Annotated in this window: 17 protein-coding genes; 8 read left to right on the top strand and 9 right to left on the bottom strand. The window is 39.7% G+C overall.

Annotated features, from left to right (window positions below):
- Nucleotides 1–51 precede the first annotated feature (51 nt).
- Both BBP83_RS12560 and BBP83_RS12555 read right to left on the bottom strand, forming a co-directional pair.
- Complete coding sequence (locus tag BBP83_RS12560) at nucleotides 52–1179, bottom strand: AI-2E family transporter (RefSeq protein ID WP_068889090.1); 1128 nt, start codon at nucleotides 1177–1179, stop codon at nucleotides 52–54.
- A 115-nt stretch (nucleotides 1180–1294) separates the two neighbouring features.
- The gene (locus BBP83_RS12555; protein ID WP_068889088.1) at nucleotides 1295–1939 is read right to left on the bottom strand and encodes a ParA family protein; all 645 of its coding nucleotides are present in this window, start codon (nucleotides 1937–1939) and stop codon (nucleotides 1295–1297) included.
- Nucleotides 1940–2064: 125 nt separating this feature from the next.
- Here BBP83_RS12555 and BBP83_RS12550 point away from each other — a divergent pair, with 125 nt between their 5' ends.
- Nucleotides 2065–2532, top strand: a complete 468-nt coding sequence (locus BBP83_RS12550) for a Holliday junction resolvase-like protein (RefSeq protein WP_068889086.1) — start codon at nucleotides 2065–2067, stop codon at nucleotides 2530–2532.
- Between the two features lie 25 nt (nucleotides 2533–2557).
- Nucleotides 2558–3154, top strand: a complete 597-nt coding sequence (locus BBP83_RS12545) for a hypothetical protein (RefSeq protein ID WP_068889084.1) — start codon at nucleotides 2558–2560, stop codon at nucleotides 3152–3154.
- Between the two features lie 10 nt (nucleotides 3155–3164).
- Here the strand turns inward: BBP83_RS12545 and BBP83_RS12540 are convergent, their stop codons facing one another.
- Nucleotides 3165–3788: a class I SAM-dependent methyltransferase gene (locus tag BBP83_RS12540; protein ID WP_068889082.1), complete on the bottom strand. Its 624-nt coding sequence runs from the start codon at nucleotides 3786–3788 to the stop codon at nucleotides 3165–3167.
- Between the two features lie 308 nt (nucleotides 3789–4096).
- On the opposite strand from BBP83_RS12540, the gene BBP83_RS12535 reads away from it, so the two are divergent.
- Complete coding sequence (locus BBP83_RS12535) at nucleotides 4097–4618, top strand: hypothetical protein (protein WP_415502417.1); 522 nt, start codon at nucleotides 4097–4099, stop codon at nucleotides 4616–4618.
- Between the two features lie 31 nt (nucleotides 4619–4649).
- Nucleotides 4650–5057: a protease inhibitor I42 family protein gene (locus BBP83_RS12530; protein ID WP_068889077.1), complete on the top strand. Its 408-nt coding sequence runs from the start codon at nucleotides 4650–4652 to the stop codon at nucleotides 5055–5057.
- A gap of 204 nt (nucleotides 5058–5261) precedes the next feature.
- Here BBP83_RS12530 and BBP83_RS12525 read toward each other — a convergent pair whose 3' ends face one another.
- Nucleotides 5262–5594 (bottom strand): HopJ type III effector protein, encoded by a 333-nt coding sequence (locus tag BBP83_RS12525; protein ID WP_068889075.1) that lies wholly within the window; start codon nucleotides 5592–5594, stop codon nucleotides 5262–5264.
- A 20-nt stretch (nucleotides 5595–5614) separates the two neighbouring features.
- Nucleotides 5615–6358: an NYN domain-containing protein gene (locus tag BBP83_RS12520; protein WP_068889073.1), complete on the bottom strand. Its 744-nt coding sequence runs from the start codon at nucleotides 6356–6358 to the stop codon at nucleotides 5615–5617.
- Nucleotides 6359–6496: 138 nt separating this feature from the next.
- Between BBP83_RS12520 and crcB the strand changes: the two genes are divergently transcribed.
- Entirely contained in the window at nucleotides 6497–6874 is a 378-nt protein-coding gene (gene crcB / locus BBP83_RS12515; RefSeq protein ID WP_068889071.1) for a fluoride efflux transporter CrcB, read from the top strand.
- Between the two features lie 505 nt (nucleotides 6875–7379).
- Here the strand turns inward: crcB and BBP83_RS12510 are convergent.
- Nucleotides 7380–8678 carry an ABC1 kinase family protein gene (locus BBP83_RS12510; protein ID WP_068889069.1) on the bottom strand — a complete coding sequence of 433 codons (1299 nt, stop codon included), beginning with the start codon at nucleotides 8676–8678 and terminating at the stop codon, nucleotides 7380–7382.
- A 197-nt stretch (nucleotides 8679–8875) separates the two neighbouring features.
- Here BBP83_RS12510 and BBP83_RS12505 point away from each other — a divergent pair, with 197 nt between their 5' ends.
- Nucleotides 8876–9094 (top strand): DUF1737 domain-containing protein, encoded by a 219-nt coding sequence (locus BBP83_RS12505; RefSeq protein ID WP_068889067.1) that lies wholly within the window; start codon nucleotides 8876–8878, stop codon nucleotides 9092–9094.
- A 131-nt stretch (nucleotides 9095–9225) separates the two neighbouring features.
- Here the strand turns inward: BBP83_RS12505 and BBP83_RS12500 are convergent, their stop codons facing one another.
- Together BBP83_RS12500 and BBP83_RS12495 are read right to left on the bottom strand one after the other, a co-directional pair.
- Entirely contained in the window at nucleotides 9226–10590 is a 1365-nt protein-coding gene (locus tag BBP83_RS12500; protein ID WP_078055448.1) for an MATE family efflux transporter, read from the bottom strand.
- A gap of 34 nt (nucleotides 10591–10624) precedes the next feature.
- Nucleotides 10625–11086 carry a DMT family transporter gene (locus BBP83_RS12495; RefSeq protein ID WP_068889396.1) on the bottom strand — a complete coding sequence of 154 codons (462 nt, stop codon included), beginning with the start codon at nucleotides 11084–11086 and terminating at the stop codon, nucleotides 10625–10627.
- 119 nt (nucleotides 11087–11205) lie between these two features.
- Between BBP83_RS12495 and hemW the strand changes: the two genes are divergently transcribed.
- Together hemW and BBP83_RS12485 are read left to right on the top strand one after the other, a co-directional pair.
- The gene (gene hemW / locus BBP83_RS12490) at nucleotides 11206–12360 is read left to right on the top strand and encodes a radical SAM family heme chaperone HemW (RefSeq protein ID WP_068889062.1); all 1155 of its coding nucleotides are present in this window, start codon (nucleotides 11206–11208) and stop codon (nucleotides 12358–12360) included.
- Between the two features lie 176 nt (nucleotides 12361–12536).
- Nucleotides 12537–12755 carry a DUF6500 family protein gene (locus BBP83_RS12485; protein WP_068889060.1) on the top strand — a complete coding sequence of 73 codons (219 nt, stop codon included), beginning with the start codon at nucleotides 12537–12539 and terminating at the stop codon, nucleotides 12753–12755.
- 82 nt (nucleotides 12756–12837) lie between these two features.
- On the opposite strand, the gene BBP83_RS12480 is transcribed toward BBP83_RS12485, so the two are convergent.
- On the bottom strand, nucleotides 12838–14661 hold the full coding sequence (locus BBP83_RS12480; RefSeq protein WP_068889057.1) for an acyl-CoA dehydrogenase C-terminal domain-containing protein: 1824 nt from the start codon (nucleotides 14659–14661) through the stop codon (nucleotides 12838–12840).
- Nucleotides 14662–14694: the final 33 nt, after the last annotated feature.

Here is a 14694-nt window from a genome sequence, read left to right as displayed (position 1 = left end):
TTCAGTGTGGGGATTGTAACGGTCAATGTTTTAGGTTGACCGTGAACAAGACTATTTTTTAGATTTCAGATCTTCATCATCTAAATCGTGGACCATTGAAGCCTCGGGCATCATGATGGCTTCAATTTGGGTTTCATGAAGCCATTCACGCCAAATAGCCAACAGCACCGCTAAAATCACCGGGCCGACAAATAGCCCAACCATGCCAAAACTTGCCAGTCCACCCAATACCCCAAACATAATCAGTAAGAATGGAATTTGTGTCGCGCCAGAAATGACCAAGGGGCGAATTACATTGTCTGCGGTGCTGACAATACACACGCCCCAGACCATCACACCAATGGCTTCAATGGTTTGACCTTGTGAAAATAACCAAAGAGAAACTGCGGTATAGGCGATCGGCGGGCCAAACGGAATTAAGGCAAAAATAAAGGTAATAATAGTCAGTAGCATGGGATTGGGTACACCTGCTACAAAATAACTAACTCCTGCCAAAAATGCTTGTGCAATGGCGGTTAGGCCAACGCCATAGACCACTGCACGGGTGGTGTCTGAAATAGTCGCAAGATAATGATGGATTCGTGGGCCAATGACTTTTTCGAGTGCTTTACTGACTTGGCTTAAAATTGTGGGGCCATCACGGTAGAAAAAAAACAGAGACATGACGGCAAAACACAGTTTAAAAATATTTTTACTGACTTCATTCAGCAAAATTTTACCGTAGTTTAAATGCCCTTGAATCCAGAATTGTACAGACTGAATAATACTGTTCGGATCGTTATTTAATTCACGTAAAGTACGCGATACTTCTTTGCCAATAAACGGTAATTGGCGGATGAAATCAGGGACATTGACATGACCCGAGAACACCTGTTTTTGCAGTTCATAATATAAATTTCGGCCTTCATGCTGAAGCAGGAAAATAGCAAAAATGACTGGTAAACCGACCACTAAAACCACCAGCAGAATCATTAAGGTGGCACTGAGTGTTGAGCGATTATTACAAAGACGAAGGACTTTTTGATAAAGAGGCCAAGTCATATAGGCAATAATAGTTGCCCAAACCACAGGGACAATAAAATATTTAAGAACACTAAAGCTCAGAAAGATCAGGGCGAAAAATAGCCCAAACAATAAGATTTTTTGTAATGTAGGCGCGTATTGTGGCACTGAATTCATGATCGCTGACTAGGGGCGTTAACCCATCTTAACTGAAAAAAAAGCACTCGAAAACGAGAGCTTGGTAAGTATTCAATAATTCTACTTAGTGATATTCCAAACGACTGATTTTAAATTAAAACCAATTGCTTGGATCATCGATAATAGCATTTAAAAGCGGTTGCCATTGCATTTGTATGCTTAAATAATTTTTCTGGGTTTTATCAAAAACACTCAGCCCTTGCATGGCCAACTGACCATAGGCACTACGTTCTGAAATCCATGTGGTTGGCTGTTGTTCAATTTTATTGAAAAAATCTTGAATATTTTTTGAACTGGCAGAATTGGCTTTCATCCGATTGGCCAACAGTAAAATTTGAACTTTACCTTTACGAATACGTTTAATATCTTGTAAATGTTTAAGAAAACGGCGGGTAGAATCAATATCGAAAAATGAGGGCTGGAGGGGCGTAACAATGGCGTGTGCTTCACTCACGAGCTGTTCAGCATGTTCACCTGACAATGCACCAGGCGCATCAATAATCAGATATTCTACATTTTTAGGGGCATCACCAATTGATTTTTCATGACGCCAATCTAGACTTTGAATAGGCGCTACCGTACTAGGACGCTGTTTCAGCCATTGTAGTGCTGATTTTTGATTGTCTGCATCGGCAAGAGCAACTTTATAACCCTTTTGCGCTAAAGCAGAAGCTAAATTGATGGCTGTAATGGTTTTTCCGCAACCGCCTTTTTGATTCGCAACTAAGATTGTTTTCATAACCCGATTAATGATTTTATTCTGCTCGGCCCTAGCATATCATTCTTTTATGCGATGAATAGGACACATGACAAAAGTCGCACTATGAATTGAATTTAAGCCATTTTTAAAATTAGGAAGAACGAATGTCCATTTGGATGGCCATGTTAATTGGTGCTTGCATTGGCGTGGTATTAACCACACTAATTTTAAGCAATACCCGTAATGGGCGAGTGAAAGCAGAGTATGAACAATACATTGCAGAGTTAGAATTAGAACACCAACAGGCGTTGGTTCAAGCGCAAAAACGCAGTGTGAATACTAGCCGTGCGGTGCTCAAAGGCAAGATGGCAGAGCAACTGGCGCCTATTTTGCCCGAGTTTCAGTATTTACCCAGTGATGCCAAATTTTTAGGTGATCCTGTCGATTATATTGTTTTTAATGGATATACCGACTTGCGTGATGGCAATGGTCACCCTGACGATATTGAAGTGGTGTTGATTGATATTAAAAGTGGGGGCGCACGTCTAACCAAAGGGCAACAAGCCATTGCTCAAGCCATTGCAGCAGGACGTATTCGCTTTGAAACCATTCGAATTAATTTTGATGATTAAGTCATTTAAAGCATAGGATAACAGGATGAAACAGCTGACCATTGCAGGTGTAGCGTTGTTGTTACTCATTTGGATTTGGGCCGAATACTTTCGCGCTATTCCAAATTTAGCGCAAAAAGGGGTTTTGAAAAACTTTCAAGTTGAAAGTATTACCCCGATGTCAGGTACATTTACAGTGCTTGCTAAAGACTATTATAGCCCGCGTCGTCATGTGCTTCATCCTGCATCCCCAATTGTCGGTAGTTTTTCAGATTTAGCCTATCTGAGTAATATCGATTTATTGCTTGCAACTGAGCAGCTGAATTTAAAGCAATTAGAGTCAGAATTTAAAATACAGCAGGAGCAACGTTGTTATCAACTTAAGGCTAACAATAATACTGGGCAAACACAGGAAGCATTTATTCCTGAATTAAAAAACCTGTCGGTCATTGCCTCGACTGAACAGGTGGCAAATCAGTTAAGACAAGTCAAAGTTGGACAGAAAATTTATTTAAAAGGCGAGTGGGTTAATGCACAAACTCCTTCTAAAGGCGTAAACCTTTATCATCGCAATTTCGATGCAGTGAAACAGGGCAAAGTCTGCGGGCTTTTTCGTGTCGATCAACTTCAGAACATGTCCTAATTTTTTACTGCTACGTTTTTTGCGCCCGCGCCAATAACATCCGTTGGCCAATTTTCGGTATACCTACAGCATTAAAATAAGTGCATTCACGAAGTTCGAGTGTTGCATCGGTTAAGGCACGTTGAATATTTCGATTTAAATGACAGCCATCGGCCAGACGTTTTTGAATTGGCGTAAGTAGGTTTTGCAGACGTTGAATATAGAGGTTTTGATCATGTAGTACATGTTCAACTAGGTGAAAAGTCCCACCCACTTTTAATACCCGATAAATTTCATCTAAAGCTGTTTCTAAATTTGCAACGCTACACAGCGTCCATGTACTGACAATATGGTCTAGGCTGTGGTCTGCAAAAGGCAGTTTTTCTGCATGAGCTTGAATATGCTGTACTTCAAAAGGGGCTTCATGCACACGTTGCACTGCCAAATGATAAATATCAGGATTTGGCTCTAGCGCATACAATGTATTGACCTGTTGATAGAACGGCAAATTTAAACCTGTTCCAAAACCAATCTCTAAAACATCACCAGAAATAGGCAAGAGTAATTCTCTGCGCTTATCCATCAGGCTTGGGGTTTGCATAACCTGATTTAGTACATGCGGGAAAATATGTTGCTGATAAAATTTATAAATCATGAGATTAATATTCTTCTTGCTGTTATTTCAAGCTTAGCTGAAGTTGCTTCAAAATTTAAGCATGGGCTAGATAGATGAAAGCGTTTTGTTACCAAGTTACTAAGGTTACTTCAGATTTCTTGCGTAATATAGACTTATAACGAAGCATGAAATACTCAATTTAAGATGGATTTAATCTTGTAAAAGCAGACTCACTAAAAGTTTTAAATTTTTAGGTTCAGTCGTGTCAGTCAAGATGAATGTAACAGAACCATGAAAGAGGTAAGCCGATGATCAAACGTATTTTATTCAGCGCAGTCACCGCGGTGATGCTGTTAAATGCAGGTGTCCATGCATCGGCAGACTATAATATTGCCAAAGGTTTAGCGCCTGCATCTAAAGAACAATCCATTTCGGTATTACAGCCGTTTAATGGCGATTTTCGTATTTTAGGCTCAAAAATATATACCGATGACGAACAGGCAAAATTCTCTCCTATTGACTATGCTGTGAGTTGGGGCATGTTTGCTGAACCTGAGATTGCCCGACATATTAGTGTTAACCAATATGACCGCTATTTAAATTGGAAAATGGATAAAGTCCCTGTTCCGACCAAGCAGGCCATGATGATGGTATCCAATATGCACATCATCCCGTCGAACCCTGAAATTGCCAAACAGATTAAAACTGTAAAACGGGGTGATTTGGTGCGTTTAAAAGGCGAATTGGTTGAAATTAAAGATAAAGATTTGGTTTGGACATCATCGTTAACCCCAACCGATACAGGGGATGGCGCATGCGAAGTATTCCGTGTGAGTTCAATTCAATGGATTGAACGCGTTAAAAGTTAATACCAGCAATGAAGTATAAAAGGTTTGAATGATGAAGGTAAAAACGCTTGGATTGGCTTTGATTTTAGCTTTAGGTTTGAGTGGGTGCGCCAGTATGAGCTCGACAGTTGATGGCAAGACGCATGTCTTTACCAGTCAGCAGTCTTGTCCTGCCTTATTGGAAATGGACAGAGGTCAAACGCTAGAAGTTATTTTGGATGAAAACCCAAGTACAGGCTATGTTTGGGCTTTAACCGAAAATCCGAAGTTGTTTAAAGCAGAAGAAATTTATCAAACCACACCACAGAAGTCTGATATACCCATGGTGGGTGTTGGTGGTAAAAAAACCTATCGTTTTACCGCAATGCAAGCGGGTGACGAAGTGCTTCATTTAAGACATGCGCGAGCTTGGGAAAAAACATCGATAGATGAATGGAAATGTCGAGTAAGAGTTTCTTAATGGATTAAATGGCTTAAATCGAGGGTAGAATACTTGATGCTCTATTATTTTGATTAATATTGAATTATTTTTTAAGTCCGAAAGAATAAAAGCCTGTTGTTTTTCTGATGATACCAAAATGGATCATCAGAAAAATTGGTATCCATCTGACTTGTACGCCTCTATTTTATGAAGAGCGTCAAAGCATCTGGTCGAATAAATAGATTATTTTGCGCTTAAAGCCTGACCTTCAAATTGAATACCATCCCAACCTTTTTGCATAAATTGACGAATATTTTGATGATCTGTCGCGTCTGGTGTTGCCAACACAGAGGCATAATGTTCTGCAAATAAGCTTAAGGTTTGTGCCTGATTCAAGTGATTGAGTTGTGCAAAGGAAAATACTTTTGCACTGCCTTGGTTTTCATTGGCCGTATTGGCTTGTTGACCATTTTGAAAGGCTGTTGGGGTGTGGGTATAACGCGCTTCAATAAATGCAATCACATCTGCAAATTTTGCTTCACCAGCTTGTAACTGCGCCAATAATTCTTGAGCCATATCCAGTATCCTGTGAAAAGTTAAGAGGCTTTTAGTTGATAAACCATAATAGAGGCTTTACTTCCATTAACGGAAATCATTTTATGATTAAAGTATTTTTCGAGTTTACGAATAATATCTGAAAGCTTAGTACAGCCATATGTTCTCGGATCAAAATCGGGTCGGCTACGTTTAATATATGTACCAACAAATGATAAATTCGCCCATCCATCTTCTTCGCGGAATTGGCTCCATGCTTTAGTCAATAAGGGAACTAATTCGGTCACTTTCTTTGGTTTTGCTATTTGCAGAGGTTGATTGGTTTTTTCATCACCGCTGTCATTGTTCAGGTTTTCAGTAAATATAAAATCATCACAAGCATTTCTAAAGGCCAATGGTGTTTTATTTTGGCCAAAACCAATTACAAAAATTTCTGATTCACGTAGTCGAGATGCCAATCGGGTAAAGTCACTATCGCTTGATACAATGACAAAAGTGTCATGTCTTTGTCCGTAAAGTAAGTCCATTGCATCAATAATAATAGAAGAATCTGTCGCATTTTTTCCAGAAGTATAAGCGAACTGCTGAATAGGCTGTATTGCAAGAGTATTTAAACTATTTTTCCAATTTTTTAATGTGTCTTTTGACCAATCACCATAAGCCCTTTTTGTAATGATTTGACCGCGTGCCGCAGTTTCTTCCAATATGGCTTCAAGTTTGGATAATTGGGCATTATCAGCATCAATCAGTACAACGATTTTCTTTTTCTCAATATGATCAGCCAATTTTTAATCCTAATGCATTATTTTTAATGTATTTATTTAATTTAAAATAATTGTGATGATATGGCTATACGTTCTTAGTATTAAATCGAGTTAAACTAATTTTTAGTATTACTCTTAGATATTAAATAGGTTTAAGGCATGAATTGGCTGTTGGTCGCATTAGGTGGTGCAATTGGGGCAAGTTTGCGCTACAGCGCAAGTGTATGGTTGGTTAAGCCCAGCGGATTTTTCCCATGGACCACGTGGTGGGTCAACATGTTCGGCTGTTTTTTGGCAGGCGTATTTTTTGCATTTACACAAAAATATCCAGTGCTACAACAAGAAGCACGTCTTTTTTTAATGGTGGGTATTTTAGGTGGGTTCACTACATTTTCCAGCTTTGGTTTAGAAACCTTTCAGCTTCTTCGGCATGGTCAAAATGGTTTGGCCTTAAGTTATGCACTTTCTAGTTTAATGCTTGGCGTGATTGTTTTAGCACTCGGTTTTTATTTGTTGCAACTGGTATTAAAAAACTAAAGTAAAAGAAGTTATTCTCTGAATACAGCTATTCTGCGTGGTTTTTTCATATGCTAGAAATTTAAAAAAGCATAAAAAAGAAGCCTAAGCTGGAGGAGGGGTCTTAGGCTTCTTCATGGTTTTACTTTAAAAGAGCAACCTTAAGTGAAGCTGAACTTATTGTGAGCATTTGAAACGTGCAAAGCGTTTATTGACGTTGGCAATATGACGTTCATTATTGCAGATTTACGTTGTTCATCCATATAAAAACAGATGTGAAGCGCTAGAAATATCCAAAGGAATATCGGAATGGTTTTGTCCTTTATATTCAAATATTTGCGTAGTATTTAAAGTGTGAGCAATGATAAAAAATATTGGCGTTATGAGAGCGCACTTCTTTATATGCAAAATAGATAGCGGAAGGTATTTTATTGCTCTATCAGACTTTTAATAAAGAAATATTAGGATGCCACAATACAATGTAAATATGACCCAGTTGCAATCTGTAACTGGGTTTAAAAAGAGGTTAGTTGCGCGGTGGAACTAACTCTTCAAAAATATCTGTTAGATCATCATGGACTTTTAAATGAATCATGTTCCAGTAATGGCCTGAAACGGTACGATTCACCATTAACGTATCTGGAGAGGGTTTAAACACATCCCAATATTTGAGTGATGCTTTCACCAATTCTACGCCGTCATGATGAGCCGAATTTTCAGCAAAATTATAATGTGTGGTTAGGGGACGCATTAAAACTTCAAGCCATTGTTGATATAGGGCTTCTGGGAATTTACCCTTTTCAGCCAGTGAATGCAGTGTATCTAACTGCTCTTCCATTTCAGCAATATTGCCTTCGCGTGCAGTATGAATCAGCAGTTTAAAATGATGCACAATCTCACTAGATAAAATTTTTACTCCACCAAAATCATAAATAATCACCGTACCATCTTCACGGAAAGCAAAGTTGCCGGGATGCGGGTCACAATGAAAACGTTTAAGAAAAAAGATTTCCTGTCCCATAGCACGAAAAAGTCTGCGACCCAGTTCGTTACGTGTTTCTTGTGACCATGTGCTGGCAGTTTCAATACTTTCACCGTGCTCAAAACTTAAGGTAAGCACATGACGTGAAGAAAACTCAGGGAAGACTTTGGGAATAATAATTTTATTATCTAAGGCTTCATGAAAGGTGCGCGCAACATCTAAATTTTGTGCTTCAACTTCATAGTTCAATTCATTGTCTAAACTTTCTTGTATTTCTTTAAATAAACGGTCTTGTAGTTTACGGTCAACTTTTAAAACGCCCATTAAACGTAAAGCCAAACGGACTTGTTTTAAGTCACTTTCACAAGCTTCATCTACCCCAGGGTACTGCACTTTGACCACGACCTGTTGTCCATTGGGTAACACCGCTTTATGTACTTGGCCAATCGAGGCTGCCGCAAAAGGAATTTCATCAAAACTTTTAAAAATGTTGAGCAGGGGTTTTCCTAGTTCTTTTTCGACCTGTGCTTTAATTTCTGCAAAGGGCATGGGCGGTGCTTGACGTTGTAACTTGCCAATGGCTTTTGCAACTTCAGGAGGGAAAATGTCTTTGTATTGTGAGGCAATTTGCCCCACTTTCATCACAGCCCCCTTCATTTCTCCCAAGGTGTCCGCAATTTGCAGGCCAATGTCTTGAAATAATTTACTGCGCGAGGCATTTTTCTGCTCTTCATCGGCAGTTAAATTTCGAATGGAATTTGAAACGGTTTTGCTTGCAATACTTGCAGTCATACTGGCAAGTTTCATAAAGCGGCGACCAGGCGTGCTTGCCGTTTTTGCCATGTGATATGCCTCAAGTTTATTCTTTAAATATGCTTCCGATCATAGGCGTTTATTACGAAACTGCCTACTTTAAAATGTTAAGCGTTTGTTTCTATTTGATTCTTTAAGATAAAACTCTCAATTGGAGGATCAACTGCACACATTTTGCTGAAGCTCCCTTAAAATAAGATGAAGAGATTCAGTAAAGTAGATGTGTGATGAAAATTTATAAATATTTAACAGGTAAAGATGACGTGAATTTTTGCGCCCGTATTACCCAAGCGCTGAATGAAGGCTATGCGCTTTATGGTTCACCGACCATGACTTTTAATGGGGTTGATGTGATTGTCGGGCAATCTGTGACCAAAGAAGTGGCCGATGAGTCGGAAATTCCAGATGGGTTAAAACAGGCGATGGCACAGTTGTCATCAAAGTAATGCCGATGATCCACCTACGCTTCAAAATGATTTTTTCAAAAAAGTCTTTCAATGAATAGCTTAAAAGACTTTTTTGAAATGAGGTATCTTCAACGGTTCATCTTATTTCTATGAAAATAAATCTGCTGTGCTTAAGGGGTCTGTTTGTTTTGTAGGTGCTGATTATTCATATACAAACGCGTCAGCAACAACACACAAGCAATACTTAAACCGACAATCAGTCCAATCCATACTCCTGCTGCACCCATTTCGGTAAAACGCGCCAGATAAATGCCAACGGGGAAGGCAATGACCCAATAGGCGAACATGGTAATCCACATTGGGCCTTTGGTGTCCTGCATACCGCGTAAACAGCCTGCAGCACTGACTTGCCATGCATCCATCAACTGATAGGCAATGGCAAACAAAATGAGATACATGGCCACTTTAGCCACGTCATAATCTGAAGTGTAAATAGCCACAATTTCCGCACGGAACAACCACATCAATGCCATGGTGATGAAGGCAAAAATAGTTCCAGTCGCCAGACCCAGATGCTGTACTTTACGCATTGAAAGCCAGTTCTGTTCACCATAATAAGTTCCAACTCGAATAGTTAGTGCAATCGCCAGTGACATCGGAATCATAAACAGTTGCGAAGTCACTGAAATGGCAATCTGATGAGCTGCAATAATCGTGTCACCCAAAGGGCTTAAAACAATGGCAGCGGTGCTAAAAATACTGACTTCAAAGAAAATAGCCAAGCCAATCGGTAAACCGAGAGTTAAAATACGTTTGACCCAATAGGCATCTAATTTTTCCCATAGCGCAAAAGGCTGGGTTTTTTGATAACGCTTGGCTTTTAGAATATAGAGGGCAAGGGTGATGAACATCAACCATTGTAAAATTGCAGTGGCAAAACCAGAACCTGCACTGCCTAAATGTGGAATAGGGCCAATGCCATACATAAAAATAAAGTTTAGCGGTATTAATACTACAAGGGCAATTAAGCTGATTGCTGTGACTGGGCGTGGATAACCCAAAGCTTCAGAATAGCCTCTTAATGCCGCATACATGGTCACCGCGGGCATACCAAAACCAATCGCATGTAAAAACAAACTGGCTTTAGGCAATAAGTTTTCAGGAACACCTAAAACTGGCAGTAGTAAAGGCGTGAGCTGTAAAATCAGCCCCGCAATAACCCCTAAAATAAAAGCAACCCATAAAGACTGACGGGCAATGGTGGCAATTTTTTCGGGGGTGCGTGCGCCATTGGCTGCGGCAACTAAGGGTGTGGTTGCAATCATGATGCCACTAAATAGCAACATGATTGGAATCCATAAACCCACACCGACCGCAATAGCAGCAAGGTCTTGTGCAGATAAATGTCCCGCCATAATGGTATCAATCAGACCAAAACCTGCTTGGGCAAATTGCGTGATCAAAATTGGAATCATCAGATGGAAGAGCTGTTTTAACTCAAAGCGGGTGGTGGTAACCGTCGGAACATTTGACACAAAAGTACTCGTTTGGGAAATTATCAATATAAATTTAGCGTTGCAGGGTTAACAGAACCCCTGAAAAAATAACCATCGCACCTAAAAGGCGTTGCCATGAAATTGCGGTTTTTTCAACGCCAAGCCATCCGAACTGATCTAAAATCATCGACATCATAATTTGTCCAAAAATGACCAATCCAGAGAATGTTAGAAAACCCAGTTTAGGCGCAGTAAAAATACTGACACTGATGGCATACACACCTAAACATCCGCCAATCCAGAGATACCATGGAATTAGACTGAGACTATGCAGACTTGGTTTGGGTGCAGAATGAAAGAACACCACGAAGGCTAGCGTTATTGTACCAACAAAAAAGGAGATGAGGGCTGCTTGCATTGGGGAGTGCAAATATTCACGTAATTGTGAATTGAGCGCCGTTTGAAAAGTCATCACAATGCCAATCCCCATGGCTAGGGCGAGAAAGAGCAGTAATTGACTGGATATTTTGATCATGTGAAATTCAGCTTTACCTTTTTTAACTAACAATAGTCTCATGCTATTGCATGAGATGAGTGAATTGTACGCTTTAACTCATGTTAAAATAAGCCATTCCTTTGTTCTGAGCTTGTTCCTTGGTTGATTTAAATCCCCAAAATATTCCTTTGTCTTTATATATTCACATGCCGTGGTGCGTGCGTAAGTGTCCTTATTGTGATTTTAATTCGCATGCTGTGCCCGATGGGGAATTGTCTTTAGATTTAGAGCAAGAATATTTACAGGCTTTGGTTGAAGACTTTAAAACACAGATTGATTTTGCTCAAGGTCGCCACATTCATAGCGTATTTATTGGTGGTGGCACCCCGTCTTTAATTTCTGCCAAAGGTTATGTGTGGTTGTTTGCACAACTGAAACAGATTATTCCTTTTGAAGCCGGTTGCGAAATTACTTTAGAGGCCAATCCGGGTACGGTAGAACATGATCCTTTTGCAGGTTATTTGAATGCAGGGATTAATCGTCTATCGATTGGGGTGCAAAGTTTTAATACCGACCATCTTAAAAAATTAGGGCGTATTCATAGCAATGATGATGCTGTTAATGCCATTCATTTGGCTAAGGAAGCAGGTTTTACGCGAATTAATGTTGATTTGATGCATGGCTTGCCTGAACAGACTTTAGAGCAAGCGTTGTATGATTTAAAACTGGCTGTGGAAAATGGTGCAACGCATGTGTCGTGGTATCAACTGACTATTGAACCTAATACGGTGTTCTTTAGAACTCAGCCTGTTTTACCTGTGGATGATGTTTTGGAAGAGATTCAAGCACAGGGTGAGGCGTATTTAACAGCCCATGGTTTTGTGAATTATGAAGTGTCGGCATGGCGTAAAGAAAAGCCGTCTACACATAATTTAAATTATTGGCAGTTTGGTGATTATTTAGCGATTGGGGCAGGGGCACATGGCAAAGTGACCCAACCCGATGGTGTGTATCGTTTTCAAAAGACCCGTTTACCGAAAGATTATTTGGCCAAAGTTCCTGCGGAAAATTTACAGTTTAAGCGCATTGAAGATGAAGAGATGCCGTTTGAATTTATGATGAATGCACTGCGTTTAAACCAAGGTGTAGATACCAAACTGTATGCAGAGCGCACAGGTCTAAGTTTAGATGATTTGAATGAACTTTTAAGTTCTTTACGTGCACGAAAGCTGATGGTTGACGATCAAACTCGAATTTCATGTACCGAGCAAGGACATGTGTTTTTAAATTCAGTGTTGGAAGAGTTTCTTTAGCATGGTTACTCAAGCGATAAAATCTAAATAATCAGTGCGGAACGTAAAACATCATGAAAAACCCCAATCGGTAATGTTTGGGGCTTTTTTAGGGTGAAATTTTGATTTTAAAAATAAAAGAATTTTTTGTATGATGTGAATTGAAAATTTTATGAATCGTTTAGATTAGCCAAAATATGAGAGATGAACTCAGAGAAATTTTTATTTCTGGATGTAATCAGAAAATTGAGAAAAAAGGCGATAATGTCGGTCTATCTTTTTATGCTTTTTTCAAAAATAAAAATGATAATCCTGAACTATTAATGGAAGCTGCGCATTGGTGGATTATTCAACATAAGCTAGATCATTTTGAAAAAGCAGTTAAAATTAAACGACTTGTTTTAAGTGAATCCTAATCTCCATTTAATTTTAAATTACTTATTACAAATTAAAAAAAGAGCGCCGAAGTGCTCTTTTTTGCTCTAAAAACCTTAAAACTTAGTAATCAAAACTAAAGTGTTCAACAGGCAAAGACGTCATAGTTTTTGACGGATTGACCATCGACTCTGCATGACCTTGTGTGCGTGGCAACATACGTTCGAAGTAGAAGTCAGCAACTTTAATTTTCGCTTTATAAAATTCAGGTGTTTCTTGACCTTCGCCAGATGCTAACTTTGCAGAAGCAACCGCAGCTTGTTGCGCCCAGAAATAAGCCATCATTACATAACCAGAGAACATCAAGAAATCTGTTGAAGCACTTGACACGATATTGCGGTCTTTACGTGCCGCTAACATAATACGAACGGTTAATGCATTCCATTGTGCACAAAGCTTAGTCAAGTCCCAAGCAAAACGACGCATGTACTTGTTCCGCGCTTGTTGACCACAGAACTTCAAAATTTCAGCGGTATAGTCACGAATGACCTTACCTTTAGAGCTTAACAAGACTTTACGGCCAATCAAGTCTAAAGCTTGAACACCCGTAGTACCTTCATACAATGTCGAAATACGTGAGTCACGAACAATTTGTTCCATGCCCCATTCTTTAATATAGCCATGACCGCCGTATACTTGCATACCGTGGTTGGCTGCTTCATAGCCCAATTCAGTCAAGAAGCCTTTTAAAATTGGAGTATAGAAACCTAAATGGTCGTCATGTGCTTCAAAGGCTGCTGTGTCGCCGCGGGTTAACGCATCTGACATTTTATCTGCCAACTGCGCGGCATAATAAATCATTGAGCGACCGCCTTCAGCAATGGCTTTTTGCGTCAACAACATACGGCGCACATCTGCATGATGAATAATCGCATCTGCAACCTTATCTGGGTCTTTTTTACCTGAAAGGGCACGCATAGACATACGGTCTTTGGCATACGGTAAAGAACCTTGGAATGCCAATTCGGCATGCGCAATACCTTGAATAGCTGTACCAATACGTGCTGTGTTCATAAATGTGAACATGGCTTGTAGGCCTTTATTTGGCTCACCAATTAAATAGCCCACAGCATTGTCAAAGTTTAAAACGGCTGTTGCGGATGCACGAATTCCCATTTTGTGTTCAATTGAACCACAAGTTACAGGGTTACGTTCACCGATAGAACCATCGGCATTAACATTGAATTTAGGAACAATAAAAAGTGAAATTCCTTTGGTGCCTGCGGGTGCATCTGGAAGGCGTGCAAGCACAATATGGACAATATTTTCAGTTAAGTCGTGTTCACCCGCAGAGATGAAAATTTTAGTTCCAGAAATAGCATAAGAACCATCTGCCAAAGGCTCTGCTTTCGATTTAACTTGGCCTAAATCTGTCCCGCACTGCGGTTCAGTTAAGCACATGGTGCCTGACCAAGTACCTTCAACAAGTTTAGGTAAATAAGTATTTTTTTGTTCAGCTGTACCGTATTGAAGAATGGTGTTAATACAACCCACGCTTAAACCTGGATACATTTGGAATGACCAGTTCGCTGTTCCCATCATTTCTGATTTGATTAGGTTGAGCGACTGAGGCAGGTTTTGACCGCCAAATTCTTCTGGAAAAGACAGACCTTGCCAGCCACCTTGTACAAACTGGTCATACGCTTCTTTAAAACCCTTTGGCGTTTTCACTTCACCATTTTCAAAGTGGCAACCTTCAGCATCACCAGTTTGGTTCAGTGGAGATAAAATGTTTTCGCAAAAATCAGCTGCACCTTCAAGAATCATATCAATGGTGTCAGCATCCGCAATGTCACCGTTAGACAAAGTTTGATAATGTGCGGGATAGTCAAGCACTTCATTCATTAAAAAGCGAATGTCGTGTAAAGGCGCTTTATAAGCAGGCATAGTGTTAATCCTAATTTAGAAATAGTTTTGGAT

Origin of the sequence: Acinetobacter celticus, from assembly GCF_001707755.1 — a bacterium.
In the GTDB taxonomy this organism is placed as follows: Bacteria; Pseudomonadota; Gammaproteobacteria; order Pseudomonadales; family Moraxellaceae; genus Acinetobacter; species Acinetobacter celticus.
Note: the sequence above shows the minus strand (reverse complement) of the source record. Positions and strands in the feature narration are given on the sequence as shown.